The following is a 14,428-nucleotide window of genomic DNA, read 5'->3' on the forward strand; positions in this document are numbered from 1 at the left end:
GGGCGCAGTTCTTTTTTCACCCACAGATTCCGAGAGGGCTCCCGCTGTCATGGCGAAGATCCTGAAGTTCGACGAGGACGCCCGTCGCGCCCTCGAGCGCGGCGTCAACAAGCTGGCCGACACGGTGAAGGTGACGATCGGCCCCAAGGGCCGCAACGTCGTCATCGACAAGAAGTTCGGTGCCCCCACCATCACCAACGACGGTGTCACGATCGCCCGCGAGGTCGAGATCGAGGACCCGTACGAGAACCTCGGCGCCCAGCTGGTGAAGGAGGTGGCGACCAAGACCAACGACATCGCTGGTGACGGCACCACCACCGCCACCGTGCTCGCCCAGGCGCTGGTGCGCGAGGGCCTGAAGAACGTCGCCGCCGGCGCCTCCCCGGCCGCCCTGAAGAAGGGCATCGACGCCGCGGTCAAGGCCGTCTCCGACGAGCTGCTCGCCTCGGCCCGCCCGATCGACGAGAAGTCCGACATCGCCGCCGTCGCCGCGCTGTCCGCCCAGGACCAGCAGGTCGGCGAGCTCATCGCCGAGGCGATGGACAAGGTCGGCAAGGACGGTGTCATCACCGTCGAGGAGTCCAACACCTTCGGTCTGGAGCTGGACTTCACCGAGGGCATGGCCTTCGACAAGGGCTACCTGTCGCCGTACTTCGTGACGGACCAGGAGCGCATGGAGGCCGTCCTGGAGGACCCGTACATCCTCATCAACCAGGGCAAGATCTCCTCCATCCAGGACCTGCTGCCGCTGCTGGAGAAGGTCATCCAGGCGGGTGCCTCCAAGCCGCTGCTGATCATCGCCGAGGACCTCGAGGGCGAGGCCCTGTCGACCCTGGTCGTCAACAAGATCCGCGGCACCTTCAACGCGGTCGCGGTCAAGGCCCCCGGCTTCGGTGACCGTCGCAAGGCGATGCTGGAGGACATGGCGGTCCTCACCGGCGCCACGGTCATCTCCGAGGAGGTCGGCCTCAAGCTCGACCAGGCCGGCCTGGACGTGCTGGGCTCCGCCCGCCGCGTGACGGTCACCAAGGACGACACGACCATCGTCGACGGCGCCGGGGACTCCTCGGCCGTCCACGGCCGGGTCGCCCAGATCAAGGCCGAGATCGAGAACACCGACTCCGACTGGGACCGCGAGAAGCTCCAGGAGCGCCTCGCGAAGCTGGCCGGCGGCGTGTGCGTGATCAAGGTCGGCGCCGCCACCGAGGTGGAGCTGAAGGAGAAGAAGCACCGTCTGGAGGACGCCATCTCCGCGACCCGCGCCGCGGTCGAGGAGGGCATCGTCTCCGGTGGTGGCTCCGCCCTGGTCCACGCCGTCAAGGTGCTCGAGGGCAACCTCGGCAAGTCCGGTGACGAGGCCACGGGTGTCTCGGTCGTCCGCCGCGCCGCCGTCGAGCCGCTGCGCTGGATCGCCGAGAACGCCGGCCTGGAGGGCTACGTCATCGTCTCCAAGGTGGCCGAGCTGGAGAAGGGCAACGGCTACAACGCCGCCTCCGGCGAGTACGGCGACCTGGTCAAGGCCGGCGTCATCGACCCGGTCAAGGTCACCCGCTCCGCCCTGGAGAACGCCGCCTCCATCGCCTCCCTGCTGCTCACGACCGAGACCCTGGTCGTCGAGAAGAAGGAAGAGGAGCCGGCCGAGGCGGGCCACGGCCACGGTCACGGCCACGCCCACTGACACACGTCAGCACTGAGGCCCGGCACCCCCTGGGGGGTGCCGGGCCTTCGCCTTGCCCCCTACTTCTCCAACTCGTCCAGCGCGCCCAGCTGCTCCATCAGCCCGAGCCGGTCGTACTGCCACCAGCCCTCGCGGAGCTTGCCGTCGACGTCGAAGCGGAAGACGGTCGTCCCCGTCATCGACACCTGGCGGCCGGTGTTGGGCAGGCCCATGAACTCGCCCTTCTGGATGCCGTTCCAGGTCCAGCGGGTGCAGACGCGGTCCGCCTGGGTGATCTGGTCCTCGACCGTGAAGGTGAAGTCGAAGGAGCCGCGCCACATCTCGATCTCACGCAGCATGTTGTCCAGCCCGAGCGTGTCCTGCTCGTTGGCCGGGTCGTGGTCGTGGTAATTCTCCGCGACCAGGCCGTTCATCGGCGGCAACGGTCCCTGCACCGCGATCGTGTCGAAGAACCGGCGGGCCGTGGCCGCCTGCAACGCATCGTCGCGCACCACGTCCAGGTCCGTGAACGTCGGCATCTCGTCGCACAGGGCGACCATCTCCCGGAAGATCGTGTCGGTCTCCGGCAGGTTCGAGTTCCGCATCGCCTCCTCGTACGACGGGAACTCCACGATCTCGATGACGTGCGTCGCGTCCGAGCGGTCCTTGCCGACCACCGTGTGCGTCGCCGTCCGCTTTCCCCTGGTCTTCTCGACCCACTGGTCCATCAGCCGGTTCATGTCGTCGAGCCGGCTGGTCCTGCAGTCGATGAGCTGTACGAACGTCATGGCACCGCCTCCCGGCCCCCTGGGTCCGGATCCGTCACACCCATTTTCCCACCGGAACGCGGGCGCCACCCGTCCTACTGGGGCCCGTACTTGCGGCCCGTCCTGGAGCTGATTCCGCCCATCAGCCCGCGCGGGGTGACCTTCACCAGCCCCATCAGCGCCTTGTACCGGGGGTCCGGGATGGAGAGCGTCTTGCCGCGCGCGAGGTCGGCCAGGGCCGCCGCGACCAGCTTGTCGGCGTCCAGCCACATCCAGCCCGGGATGTTGTCCGTGCCCATCCCGGCCCGCTGGTGGAACTCGGTGCGCACGAAGCCGGGGCACAGCGCCATCAGCCGCACCCCGCTGCCGGCCATGTCCTTGGCCGCGCCCTGGGTGAACTGCACGACCCAGGCCTTCGAGGCGCCGTAGGTGCCCCGGGGCACGAAGGCCGCCACCGACGCCACGTTCACCACCCCGCCGCGGCCGCGCTCGCGCATCGCCTCGGCCGCCGCCGACGTCAGCCGGAGCACCGCCTCGCAGTGCACCTTGAGCATCTTCAGCTCGTCGGTCATGGGGACTTCGAGATAGCGGCCCTTGTTGCCGAAGCCGGCGTTGTTGATCAGCAGGTCGACCGGGCTCTTCCGGTCGCCGAGCCGGTCGGCCACCGTCTCGATGCCCTTGTCCTCGGACAGGTCGGCGGCCAGCACCTCCGCCTCGATGCCGTGCCGGTCGTGCAGCTCGGTCGCCTGCTCGCGCAGCCGTTTGCTGTCCCGTGCCACGAGGACCAGGTCATGCCCGTCAGCCGCCAGCCGCCGCGCGAACGCGGCACCGATTCCCGCGGTCGATCCCGTAATCAGAGCCGTTGTCATGGCCCAAGGGTAGTGACCCGGACCGACAGCGTCCGCTGCCCGGCCGCCGTGCGGTGACGGCTCCTCAGCGGGTCTGTCCGGCGACGTACTTGCGGGCGGCGGCCAGCGTCTCGCTGTGCAGCGCCTCGCCCGCCACGAGCAGCCGCGGCAGCAACTCCCGCTCGGTGGTGACCGCACGGAACTCCAGCGCCACCGTCACCCCGTGGTCCGGACGGTGCACGATCTCGATCGGATCGCCCGCCCGGATCTCCCCCGGTGCGATCACTCGCAGGTAGGCACCGGTCGCGCCCTTCCGGGTGAACCTCTTCACCCATCCCCGCTCGCCCAGATGGCCCTGGAACGTACGGCACGGAATCCGCCCCGAGGTCACCTCCAGGACCACCTCGGACCCGATCCGCCAGCGCTCCCCGATCAGCGCCCCGGACACGTCCAGACCCTCCGTCGTCAGGTTCTCGCCGAAACAGCCGTTGGCCAGCGAACGGCCCAGCTCCCGCTCCCAGTCGTCGAGATCCTCGCGCGCGAAGGCGTACACCGCCTGCTCGTCGCCCCCGTGATGGCGCAGGTCGCACACCGCGTCCCCGGCGACCCCGCTCGCGCCGAGCCCCTTGGGGCCGGGCGCCGTGACCCGCACCGGCCCCTCGGCCGGCCGCTTGTCGATGCCCGTCACGCCCTGAGCCTGGTCCGTGTACGGCACCGGCTGCGGACGGCCCAGGTTGACCGAGAGAAGCTTCATACCAGCACGGTACGGGACCGCACCCCAAAGCGTCGACGCGAAATTGGGCGCCGCACCCAAGTCAGGCTTATGCTCGAAGCGTGATCGAGGCCCGTCATCTCCGCGTCCTGCGCGCCGTCGCCACCACCGGCTCCTTCTCGGCGGCGGGGCGCGAACTGGGCTGCACCCAGCCCGCCGTCAGCCAGCAGATGAAGGCCCTGGAGGCCTCGGTCGGCACCCCGCTGCTGATCCGCAGCGGCCGCGAGATGCGCCTGACGCAGGCCGGCGAGGCGCTCGTCCGGCACGCCTCCGGGATTCTCGCGGGGCTCACCGCGGCCGAGGAGGAGGTCGCCGCCATCGCGGGCCTCAGGGCCGGCCGGGTCCGGCTGGTCTCCTTCCCGAGCGGCAGTTCGACCCTGGTCCCGACCGCCCTGGCCGCCCTGCGCGCCGCCCACCCCGGCACCCGTGTCTCCCTGGAGGAGGCCGAGCCCCCGAAGTCCGTCGAGCTGCTGCGCGAGGGTGACTGCGATCTGGCGCTGGCCTTTCGCTACGAGGGTGCGGCGGCCGCCGAGGAGTGGGACGACCTGGTCGTACGGCCCCTGCTGACGGACCGCCTCGTCGCCCTGGTGCCCGAACGGCACCGGCTCGCGCGCACGGGGTCCTCGGGGTCCGTCGCCATCGGGGAGCTGGCCCAGGAGCCCTGGATCGCGGGCTGCCCGCGCTGCCGCGGCCAGCTGGTGGAGGTGTGCGAGAGCGCCGGTTTCACGCCCCGCATCGACTTCGCCACCGACGACTATCCGGCGGTGGTCGGACTGGTGGGCGCGGGTCTCGGCGTGGCCGTGCTGCCGCAGCTCGCGGTGGAGTCGGTACGGCCCCGCGGAGTGCGCACGGTGGAGCTGGAACCGCTCGTACGGCGGCAGATCGTCGCCCTCACCCTGCCCGACCTGGCACAGGTGCCGGCCGTCGCGGCGACGCTGGAGCAACTGGCCCGGGCGGCCGGGCGCGCACAGGGCCCCTCGACAGGGATCCGGGCTTAGGGGCCTGCCGTCAGGAGTCGGGCACGCGCGTGCGTGCCCGCCGGAGCGACTGCAGAAACGTTCCTTCAGGCGTTCGGGGCGATGCCCCCGCTGGTGGACGCCGACACCAGGCGGTTGCGCGCCCGTCCCATCAACTCTTCGCGCTCGTCCTCGGTCAGGCCGCCCCAGACTCCGTACGGCTCGCGCACCGCCAGCGCGTGCGCCGCGCACTCCGCACGGACCGGGCACCTCATGCAGACCTCTTTGGCCGAGTTCTCGCGAGCGCTCCGAGCCGCTCCGCGCTCGCCCTCCGGGTGGAAGAAGAGCGAGCTGTCGACCCCTCGGCAGGCAGCCAGCAGCTGCCAGTCCCACAGGTCAGCGTTCGGTCCGGGAAGGCGGGAGAAATCTGCCATTACGTGACCCCTTGTCGCCGTTCTGGGCGGATACGGTGCCAACGACCGTACATCTCCGGTCTAAGGAGATGAAAATATGACTCATTGCGAATCTAGCTCCAGACACTGAGAAACGGGAGCAAAAACGGCTAAATGGGGCATAGGTTGTGATGAAAAGTTGAGGGTCCGTCGGGCATGTCTGCACCGTGTCGGCACCCTCACGTAGAGTGCCGAAGACGGCACGCAGCCCCGTAACTCTTTCGAGTGACCGTCGTTGAGAGTGCGGAGGCGGTTGAAAACACAAGCGCTCGGGCAGGCGTCCGAGACGGTCGACCGCACAGGTGACGATTCCGTACCAGCCTGGAGGCTCAAGGTGACGCGCATCAGCTGGGGAGGGCGGTCATGACATCCGTCCTCGTCTGCGACGACTCCCCGCTTGCCCGAGAGGCGCTCCGCCGCGCGGTCGCGACCGTGCCCGGCGTCGAGCGCGTGACGACGGCGGCCAACGGCGAGGAAGTCCTCCGCCGCTGGGGCGCCGACCGCTCCGACCTCATCCTGATGGACGTACGCATGCCCGGCCTGGGTGGCGTCGAGACCGTGCGCAGGCTGCTGTCCGCCGACCCCGGCGCGCGCATCATCATGCTCACCGTCGCCGAGGACCTCGACGGCGTGGCCCTCGCGGTGGCCGCCGGCGCCCGGGGCTATCTGCACAAGGACGCCTCGCGCGCGGAGCTGCGCGCCACCGTGACGCAGGCCCTCGCCGACCCGACCTGGCGTCTGGCCCCGCGCCGCCTCCGCTCGGCCGAGATGGGCGCGGCGCCCACCCTCACCGCGCGTGAGATCCAGGTGCTGGAGGGCATGAGCCACGGCCGCTCCAACGCCGAGATCGGCCGCGAGCTGTTCCTCTCCGAGGACACCGTCAAGACGCACGCCCGCCGCCTCTTCAAGAAGCTCGGCGCCTCGGACCGGGCCCACGCGGTGGCACTCGGTTTCCGCTGGGGACTGGTCCGGTAGGGAGTGGGCCGCGGCGGGGCTGCGGTCCGCCACCCCGTGATCCCCGCCTGCTCAGGGGCAGGCGGGGGTGGTGCTGTGGGGGGTGGGGCCGGGCGTGGGTCTGCTTTCCTCGCGCTGGCGGGCGGTGATGCATCCGTCCCACTCGGAATCCCTGGATGCCTGCCTGACCTGCTGATCTACGCTTTCTCCGGTGGGACGAACCCACCACCGGCCCTCCGTCACCCCTCCGCGGGCCTCGCGCGGCGCCCGCGGAAGGCGGTCGGGGGACCGGGGATGTGCGGGGGCGGGGCGGTGTGGCGAGCGGGTGTGCAAGTCGGCCCGCCGGACGCCCGGTGCTCGTTTCGCGGCGGATGCCGCATCCTTGAGGTGTGGAGTCTCTCGGGGACGAGTCGGTCGAGCGGAAGGGGAGGGCGCAGGGGATGAGTGCCGGCGCACCTGCTCATAACGCTTCGGTGCACAACCACGAACACGATGCGACGGACCGGACGGCCGCAAGGCACCATGGACCGATGCGCGACGACGAGGCGGGCACGGCCCACGGGGCGATCGGTGCCCTCGTGCATCGTGCCGTCGACGGGGACGAGCAGGCCACGCACGATCTGCTCGCCCATGTCCACCCTTTGGCGCTGCGCTACTGCCGCACCCGGCTGTCCCGGCTGCCCGGCGACGCGCGCCACTTCGTCGAGGACCTCGCCCAGGAGGTCTGTGTGGCGGTCCTCCTCGCCCTGCCGCGCTACCGCGACACCGGCCGCCCCTTCGAGGCCTTCGTCTTCGCCATCGCCTCGCACAAGGTCGCCGACCTCCAGCGCGCCGCGATGCGCCACCCGGGCTCCACGGCCGTCCCCTCGGACGAGATGCCCGAACGGCCCGACGACTCCCTCGGCCCCGAGGAGCGCGCGCTGCTCAGCAGCGACGCCGAGTGGGCCAAGAAGCTGCTGGCCAACCTCCCCGAGAACCAGCGCGAACTGCTCCTGCTGCGCATCGCCGTGGGCTTGACCGCGGAGGAGACGGGGCAGATGTTGGGAATGTCACCCGGCGCGGTCCGTGTGGCCCAGCACCGGGCGCTGAGTCGCCTCAGAGCACTCGCCGAACAGTAGGTCCGCTCGTCGCCGCCACGGCGGTGATCAGCCACGACGGCGCAGATAGGCGGCGCCGAGCTCGCGTCGGGCCCGCTACGGCGCCTCCCGTGCCGCCGTCACATGAACAAGCGCCTCCACGGTTCCGTACGAACATACGAAGCCTGAACTCACTCGGAACCGTGGAATTTGATGGCGATGCTTCCCGTTAGCATGGACATCCGCACCGATCAAGGCCATTTGGGGAAGGTGTCATGACTGCCAACGTCGACGGAGTGCCCGGTAAATTCGCGACACTCGGGCTGACCTACGACGACGTGCTGCTGCTGCCGGGCGCGTCGGACATGGCACCCGACGAGATCGACACCGCCTCGTACGTCTCCAAGAACGTGCGGGTCAACATCCCGCTGCTGTCCGCCGCCATGGACAAGGTCACCGAGTCCCGCATGGCGATCGCGATGGCCCGCCAGGGCGGCGTCGGCGTCCTGCACCGCAACCTCTCCATCGAGGACCAGGCCAACCAGGTCGACCTGGTGAAGCGCTCCGAGTCCGGCATGGTCACCGACCCCATCACCATCCACCCGGACGCCACGCTCGCCGAGGCCGACGCGCTGTGCGCCAAGTTCCGCATCAGCGGCGTCCCGGTGACCGACGGCGACAAGAAGCTGCTCGGCATCGTCACCAACCGTGACATGGCCTTCGAGAGCGACCGCAGCCAGCGGGTGCGTGAGGTCATGACCCCGATGCCGCTGGTGACCGGCAAGGTCGGCATCTCCGGGGCCGAGGCCATGGAGCTGCTGCGCAAGCACAAGATCGAGAAGCTTCCGCTGGTCGACGACGAGGGCGTCCTCAAGGGTCTGATCACGGTCAAGGACTTCGTCAAGGCCGAGAAGTACCCGAACGCCGCCAAGGACGCCGACGGCCGTCTCCTGGTCGGCGCGGCGGTCGGCGTGGCCGGTGACTCCTTCGAGCGCGCCCAGGCGCTGATCGAGAACGGCGTCGACTTCATCGTCGTGGACACCGCGCACGGCCACTCCCGCCTGGTCGGCGACATGATCGCCAAGATCAAGTCGAACTCCTCCGGCGTCGACGTCATCGGCGGCAACGTGGCCACGCGCGACGGCGCCCAGGCCCTGGTCGACGCGGGCGCCGACGGCATCAAGGTCGGGGTCGGCCCCGGCTCGATCTGCACGACCCGCGTGGTCGCCGGCGTCGGCGTCCCGCAGGTCACCGCGATCTACGAGGCCGCGCTCGCCGCCAAGGACGCCGGTGTCCCGGTGATCGGCGACGGCGGGCTGCAGTACTCCGGCGACATCGCCAAGGCCCTGGTCGCGGGTGCCGACACGGTGATGCTCGGCTCGCTGCTCGCGGGCTGCGAGGAGTCCCCGGGCGAGCTGCTGTTCATCAACGGCAAGCAGTTCAAGTCGTACCGCGGCATGGGCTCCCTCGCCGCCATGCAGACCCGTGGCGACCGCAAGTCGTTCTCCAAGGACCGCTACTTCCAGGAGGGCGTCGCCTCCGACGAGCAGCTGATCCCCGAGGGCATCGAGGGTCAGGTGCCCTACCGGGGTCCGCTGTCCTCCGTCGTCCACCAGCTGGTCGGCGGCCTGCGCCAGTCGATGTTCTACGTCGGTGGCATGACCGTTCCGGATCTTCAGGCGAACGGCCGGTTCGTGCGGATCACCTCGGCGGGCCTGAAGGAGAGCCACCCGCACGACATCCAGATGACGGTCGAGGCGCCGAACTACAGCAGCAAGAAGTGACGCGCACGCGCGCGTGACGCCCTGCGGGACGTGATCGACGGCGGCTCCGGAACCTCCGGGGCCGCCGTTGTCGTGCCCGTCGGCGATACTGGGAGACGCTGAAACGCATCAGGGAAAGGCCAAGACGTGACTGAGATCGAGATCGGGCGCGGCAAGCGCGGCCGGCGGGCGTACGCCTTCGACGACATCGCCGTCGTCCCCAGCCGCCGTACGCGGGACCCGAAGGAGGTCTCGATCGCCTGGCAGATCGACGCCTACCGCTTCGAGCTGCCGTTCCTGGCCGCCCCCATGGACTCGGTCGTCTCCCCGGCCACCGCGATCCGCATCGGCGAGCTGGGCGGCCTCGGCGTCCTGAACCTCGAGGGTCTGTGGACGCGGTACGAGGACCCGCAGCCGCTGCTCGACGAGATCGCCGAGCTGCCCGCCGAGCAGGCGACCCGCCGCCTCCAGGAGATCTACGCGGCTCCCATCAAGGAGGAGCTGATCGGCGCCCGCATCAAGGAGGTGCGCGACTCCGGCGTGGTCACGGCTGCCGCGCTCTCCCCGCAGCGCACCGCCCAGTTCTCCAAGGCGGTCGTGGACGCGGGCGTGGACATCTTCGTGATCCGCGGTACGACGGTCTCCGCGGAGCACGTCTCGTCCGCGCACGAGCCGCTGAACCTGAAGCAGTTCATCTACGAGCTCGACGTCCCGGTGATCGTCGGCGGCTGCGCCACGTACACGGCGGCCCTGCACCTGATGCGCACGGGTGCGGCGGGTGTGCTCGTGGGCTTCGGCGGCGGCGCGGCCCACACCACGCGCAACGTGCTCGGCATCCAGGTCCCGATGGCCACCGCCGTCGCGGATGTGGCCGCGGCCCGCCGTGACTACATGGACGAGTCCGGCGGCCGCTATGTGCATGTGATCGCCGACGGCGGCGTCGGCTGGTCCGGCGACCTCCCGAAGGCGATCGCCTGCGGCGCCGACTCGGTGATGATGGGCTCCCCGCTGGCCCGCGCCACGGACGCGCCCGGCAAGGGCCACCACTGGGGCATGGAGGCGGTCAACGAGGAGCTGCCCCGCGGCAAGAAGGTCGATCTGGGCACGGTCGGCACGATCGAGGAGGTGCTGACGGGTCCGTCGCACACCCCCGACGGCTCGATGAACTTCTTCGGCGCGCTGCGGCGGGCGATGGCCACGACCGGGTACAGCGAGCTGAAGGAGTTCCAGCGGGTGGAGGTCACGGTGGCGGACTCGCAGCACAAGCGGTAGTCCGTACGGCGTGAGGGGGCCGGTCGCCTGGTGAGGTGACCGGCCCCTTCCGCGTGTCCGGGGGCCTGCGTGGGCGCGTGGGGTGGTGTGGGGGCGTGCGGTTGCCTTCGGGGCGAATACGGGCTGGTGGGCAGGGCCGAGGGCGATAACGTCCGTGTCGGCGTCCCAGGTTTCTGAGGCGCCCCCTTCCAAGGACACGGTTCCGGACCCCGGCTGCTCGGGGCCCGGCCCGATTTCCGACGGACCGTCCACCGGGCTACTGGGCGGTGTCGTGGAAGGGGGCGCCGATGGGCCGCCACCGCAAGCCCACCCGCTGGGACCGGATCCGTCTGTGGACGGTGAAGTGCCGGAGGAGGTGGATCTTGCGGATTTTCGGATGGTGAGCGGCCGCCCCCAAGAAACCTAGGGGCGGACACTCCGTGAACCATCCAGGAGCCTGCCGCAGTAGCCGCTGCGGTGGGCTCCACCTTGTTGGCCGGACAGTGAGCGGCTGCCCCCACGTGAGCTAGGGGCGGACACTCCGTGAACCATCCAGGAGCCTGCCGCAGAAAGCCCCTGCGGTGGGCTCCACCTGTTTCCGTAAGGTACCCGTGGTGCGCCCCGTGTGCCACCAGCCCCGGGGTTCGGCCCGTCCGCGCGCCCCCCGCTCACAACCGATGCGCCGCCCCCGTGGGCGTGGCCCCCCGCGTGTCCAGCAGCAACTGTGCCTTCACCGAAAGCCCCTGCAAGTCGTACGTCCGGTGCTGCTGCAGCAAGATCGTCAGGTCGGCGTCGGCGGCCGCCTCGTACAGGGCGTCCGCGCGCGGCAGCGGGCGGTCCAGGACGCTCCACGACGGGACGTACGGGTCGTGGTAGCTGACCGAGGCGCCCAGCTCCATCAGCCGGATGGCGATCTCCTGGGCGGGCGTGGCCTGCAGGTCGGCGAGGTCGGGCTTGTACGTGACGCCGAGGAGCAGGACACGGGCGCCGCGGGCGGACTTGCCGTGCTCGTTGAGGAGGGTGGCGGCGCGCTGGACGACGTAGCGGGGCATGCGGTGGTTGACCTGCTGGGCCAGTTCCACCATGCGCAGCGTGCGGCTCGCGTGGCCGGTCAGGTCCTGCGTGACACCGTGCCCGCCGACGCCCGGGCCCGGCCGGAAGGCCTGGAAGCCGAATGGTTTCGTCTCCGCGCAGCGGATCACGTCCCAAAGATCGATGCCCAGCTCGTGGCAGAGGACGGCCATCTCGTTGACGAGCGCGATGTTGACGTGCCGGAAGTTGGTCTCCAGCAGCTGCACGGTCTCCGCCTCGCGCAGCCCGCGCGCGCGTACGACCTTGTCGGTGATCCGCCCGTAGAAGGCGGCCGCCGACTCGGTGCAGGCGGGGGTGAGACCCCCGATGACCTTGGGTGTGCCGGCCGGGGTGCGGTCGCGGTTGCCGGGGTCGATCCGGCTGGGCGAGTAGGCGAGGTGGAAGTCGCGGCCCGCGCGCAGCCTGGAGCCCTTCTCCAGCAGAGGGAGCAGGAACTCCTCGGTGGTCCCGGGAGGCACGGGAGACTCCAGGATGACCGTGGTGTGCGGGCGGAGCCTCTCCGCCAGGCTGCCGGCGGCCGCCTCCAGCTGACCGAGGTCGAGCCCGCCGTCGGCGCCGCGCGGGGTCGGCACGCAGAGCACGGCGGTGCGCACCCGGCCGAGCTGGGCCGCGTCGGTGCCCGGCCGGAAGCCCGCGGCGTGCATCCGGCGCAGCTCGGCGGGGCTGAGGGAGCTCGCCTCCGGACCGATGGCGTACCCGAGAGTCGGGATGCCTGCGGCGACGGCGGCCTGCGCGAGAGGCAGGCCGAAGGGACCGAGTCCGATGACAGCGAGGTCTGCGGGCATGGAGTGGGCCGTCCTTCCCAGTAACCGAAGCGGGACCGATGCGCAACCGATGCGCAACCGCTGTGCACAGGATGAGAGAGCGCACTGTCACACTAGGAGTAAATATGACCGTTATGCGGGATTGTGCTCGTGTGTCTTCCGGCGGTTGTGCGCGAGTTGTCCACAGGCTGGAAGCCCGTGGTGGCTGAAGTCGGGCGAGCCGGTCAGAATTTGGGCATGAGGAGGGGGCGAACCGGGCTTCGCCCATCGGGTGCGGCCGACGCCGACGAGTTGTTCGAAGCGGGAGGCAGCGGTGAGGACAGCGACTCTGGGCCCGGCGCAGCGCGCCGAGGCACTTGCGGCGATGGCGGAGCGCGAGCTGGACGTGCTGGTGATCGGAGGCGGAGTGGTCGGCGCCGGCACCGCGCTGGACGCCGTCACCCGCGGCCTGTCCACCGGACTGGTCGAGGCCCGCGACTGGGCGTCCGGTACCTCCAGCAGATCCAGCAAGCTCGTCCACGGCGGCCTGCGCTATCTGGAGATGCTCGACTTCGCCCTGGTCCGGGAGGCCCTGAAGGAGCGCGGTCTGCTCCTGGAGCGGCTCGCCCCGCACCTGGTCAAACCGGTGCCCTTCCTCTACCCGCTGCAGCACAAGGGTTGGGAGCGGCTGTACGCGGGCTCGGGCGTGGCCCTGTACGACGCGATGTCCATGGCCCGCGGCCACGGCCGCGGTCTGCCCCTGCACCGTCACCTGACCCGCCGTCACGCCCTGCGCGTCGCCCCCTGCCTGAAGAAGGACGCCCTGGTCGGCGCCCTGCAGTACTACGACGCCCAGATGGACGACGCGCGGTACGTGGCGACCCTGGTGCGCACGGCGGCGTCGTACGGCGCCAAGGCGGCCAACCGCGCGCGCGTGACCGGGTTCTTGCGCGAGGGCGAGCGGGTCGTGGGCGCCCGGGTGCAGGACGTGGAGGGCGGCGGTGAGTACGAGATCCGCGCGAAGCAGATCGTCAACGCCACCGGCGTGTGGACCGACGACACGCAGGCCATGGTGGGGGAGCGCGGCCAGTTCCACGTCCGCGCCTCCAAGGGCATCCATCTGGTCGTGCCCAAGGACCGCATCCACTCCACCACCGGTCTGATCCTGCGCACCGAGAAGTCCGTCCTGTTCGTCATCCCCTGGGGCCGGCACTGGATCGTCGGCACCACCGACACCGACTGGGACCTCGACAAGGCCCACCCGGCCGCCTCCAGCGCCGACATCGACTACCTGCTGGAGCACGTCAACTCGGTGCTCGCCGTCCCGCTCGGCCGCGACGACGTGCAGGGGGTGTACGCGGGTCTGCGCCCGCTGCTGGCCGGCGAGTCCGACGCGACCAGCAAGCTGTCCCGCGAGCACACCGTGGCGCATCCGGCGCCGGGCCTCGTGGTCGTGGCGGGCGGCAAGTACACGACGTACCGGGTGATGGCGAAGGACGCCGTGGACGAGGCGGTGCACGGCCTCGACATGCGCGTCGCCGACTGCGTCACCGAGGACATCCCGCTGCTCGGCGCCGAAGGCTACCGGGCGATGTGGAACGCCCGGGCGCGGATCGCCGCACGCACCGGACTGCACGTGGTCCGCGTGGAACACCTGCTCAATCGCTACGGCTCGATGGCCGAGGAGATCCTGGACCTCGTCACCGCCGACCCGGCCCTGGGCGAGCCGCTGCAGGCCGCCGACGACTATCTGCGAGCCGAGGTGGTGTACGCGGCCTCGCACGAGGGCGCCCGGCACCTGGACGACGTGCTCACCCGCCGCACCCGGATCTCCATCGAGACCTTCGACCGGGGCACCCGCAGTGCCCGCGAGGCGGCCGAGCTGATGGCGCCCGTCCTCAGCTGGGACAAGGGCCAGGTCGAGCGCGAGGTGGAGCACTACGAGAAGCGGGTCGAGGCCGAGCGCGAGTCGCAGCTCCAGCCGGACGACCAGACGGCGGACGCGGCACGCCTGGGGGCGCCGGACATCGTGCCGCTGTAGCGGGTTCCCGGCGCCGCGGAGCGTTCCTCCCGCTCTGGAGGATTCCTTCCACTGTG

General features: G+C 70.6%; 12 protein-coding genes. 7 read left to right on the forward strand and 5 right to left on the reverse strand.

Annotated features, from left to right (window positions below; translation table 11 throughout):
* Positions 1 to 49: 49 nt before the first annotated feature.
* On the forward strand, positions 50 to 1,678 hold the full coding sequence (gene groL, locus AVL59_RS04550; RefSeq protein WP_067299888.1) for a chaperonin GroEL: 1,629 nt from the start codon (positions 50 to 52) through the stop codon (positions 1,676 to 1,678).
* 59 nt (positions 1,679 to 1,737) lie between these two features.
* On the opposite strand, the gene AVL59_RS04555 is transcribed toward groL, so the two are convergent.
* The 3 genes from AVL59_RS04555 to AVL59_RS04565 all read right to left on the reverse strand — a co-directional run bounded on the left by AVL59_RS04555 (position 1,738) and on the right by AVL59_RS04565 (position 4,026).
* Entirely contained in the window at positions 1,738 to 2,445 is a 708-nt protein-coding gene (locus tag AVL59_RS04555; RefSeq protein WP_067299889.1) for an ester cyclase, read from the reverse strand.
* A 74-nt stretch (positions 2,446 to 2,519) separates the two neighbouring features.
* Complete coding sequence (locus AVL59_RS04560; RefSeq protein ID WP_067299890.1) at positions 2,520 to 3,293, reverse strand: SDR family NAD(P)-dependent oxidoreductase; 774 nt, start codon at positions 3,291 to 3,293, stop codon at positions 2,520 to 2,522.
* 64 nt (positions 3,294 to 3,357) lie between these two features.
* The gene (locus tag AVL59_RS04565) at positions 3,358 to 4,026 is read right to left on the reverse strand and encodes an MOSC domain-containing protein (RefSeq protein ID WP_067299891.1); all 669 of its coding nucleotides are present in this window, start codon (positions 4,024 to 4,026) and stop codon (positions 3,358 to 3,360) included.
* An 80-nt stretch (positions 4,027 to 4,106) separates the two neighbouring features.
* Between AVL59_RS04565 and AVL59_RS04570 the strand changes: the two genes are divergently transcribed.
* Positions 4,107 to 5,042: a LysR family transcriptional regulator gene (locus tag AVL59_RS04570; RefSeq protein ID WP_067299892.1), complete on the forward strand. Its 936-nt coding sequence runs from the start codon at positions 4,107 to 4,109 to the stop codon at positions 5,040 to 5,042.
* A 65-nt stretch (positions 5,043 to 5,107) separates the two neighbouring features.
* Here the strand turns inward: AVL59_RS04570 and AVL59_RS04575 are convergent, their stop codons facing one another.
* Positions 5,108 to 5,434 (reverse strand): WhiB family transcriptional regulator, encoded by a 327-nt coding sequence (locus AVL59_RS04575; RefSeq protein WP_067299893.1) that lies wholly within the window; start codon positions 5,432 to 5,434, stop codon positions 5,108 to 5,110.
* A gap of 381 nt (positions 5,435 to 5,815) precedes the next feature.
* Between AVL59_RS04575 and AVL59_RS04580 the strand changes: the two genes are divergently transcribed.
* The 4 genes from AVL59_RS04580 (at position 5,816) to AVL59_RS04595 (ending at position 10,517) form a co-directional block, all read left to right on the forward strand.
* The gene (locus tag AVL59_RS04580; protein WP_003948568.1) at positions 5,816 to 6,427 is read left to right on the forward strand and encodes a response regulator transcription factor; all 612 of its coding nucleotides are present in this window, start codon (positions 5,816 to 5,818) and stop codon (positions 6,425 to 6,427) included.
* Positions 6,428 to 6,936: 509 nt separating this feature from the next.
* The gene (locus AVL59_RS04585) at positions 6,937 to 7,524 is read left to right on the forward strand and encodes a sigma-70 family RNA polymerase sigma factor (RefSeq protein WP_030641278.1); all 588 of its coding nucleotides are present in this window, start codon (positions 6,937 to 6,939) and stop codon (positions 7,522 to 7,524) included.
* A 233-nt stretch (positions 7,525 to 7,757) separates the two neighbouring features.
* Entirely contained in the window at positions 7,758 to 9,266 is a 1,509-nt protein-coding gene (gene guaB / locus AVL59_RS04590; RefSeq protein ID WP_067299894.1) for an IMP dehydrogenase, read from the forward strand.
* 126 nt (positions 9,267 to 9,392) lie between these two features.
* Entirely contained in the window at positions 9,393 to 10,517 is a 1,125-nt protein-coding gene (locus AVL59_RS04595) for a GuaB3 family IMP dehydrogenase-related protein (protein ID WP_067299895.1), read from the forward strand.
* Positions 10,518 to 11,164: 647 nt separating this feature from the next.
* Here the strand turns inward: AVL59_RS04595 and AVL59_RS04600 are convergent.
* Positions 11,165 to 12,373, reverse strand: a complete 1,209-nt coding sequence (locus AVL59_RS04600; RefSeq protein ID WP_067299896.1) for a nucleotide sugar dehydrogenase — start codon at positions 12,371 to 12,373, stop codon at positions 11,165 to 11,167.
* A gap of 292 nt (positions 12,374 to 12,665) precedes the next feature.
* On the opposite strand from AVL59_RS04600, the gene AVL59_RS04605 reads away from it, so the two are divergent.
* Positions 12,666 to 14,372 carry a glycerol-3-phosphate dehydrogenase/oxidase gene (locus AVL59_RS04605; RefSeq protein ID WP_079146519.1) on the forward strand — a complete coding sequence of 569 codons (1,707 nt, stop codon included), beginning with the start codon at positions 12,666 to 12,668 and terminating at the stop codon, positions 14,370 to 14,372.
* The last annotated feature ends 56 nt before the right edge of the window (positions 14,373 to 14,428 follow it).

Origin of the sequence: Streptomyces griseochromogenes, assembly GCF_001542625.1 — a bacterium.
Lineage (GTDB): Bacteria > Actinomycetota > Actinomycetes > Streptomycetales > Streptomycetaceae > Streptomyces > Streptomyces griseochromogenes.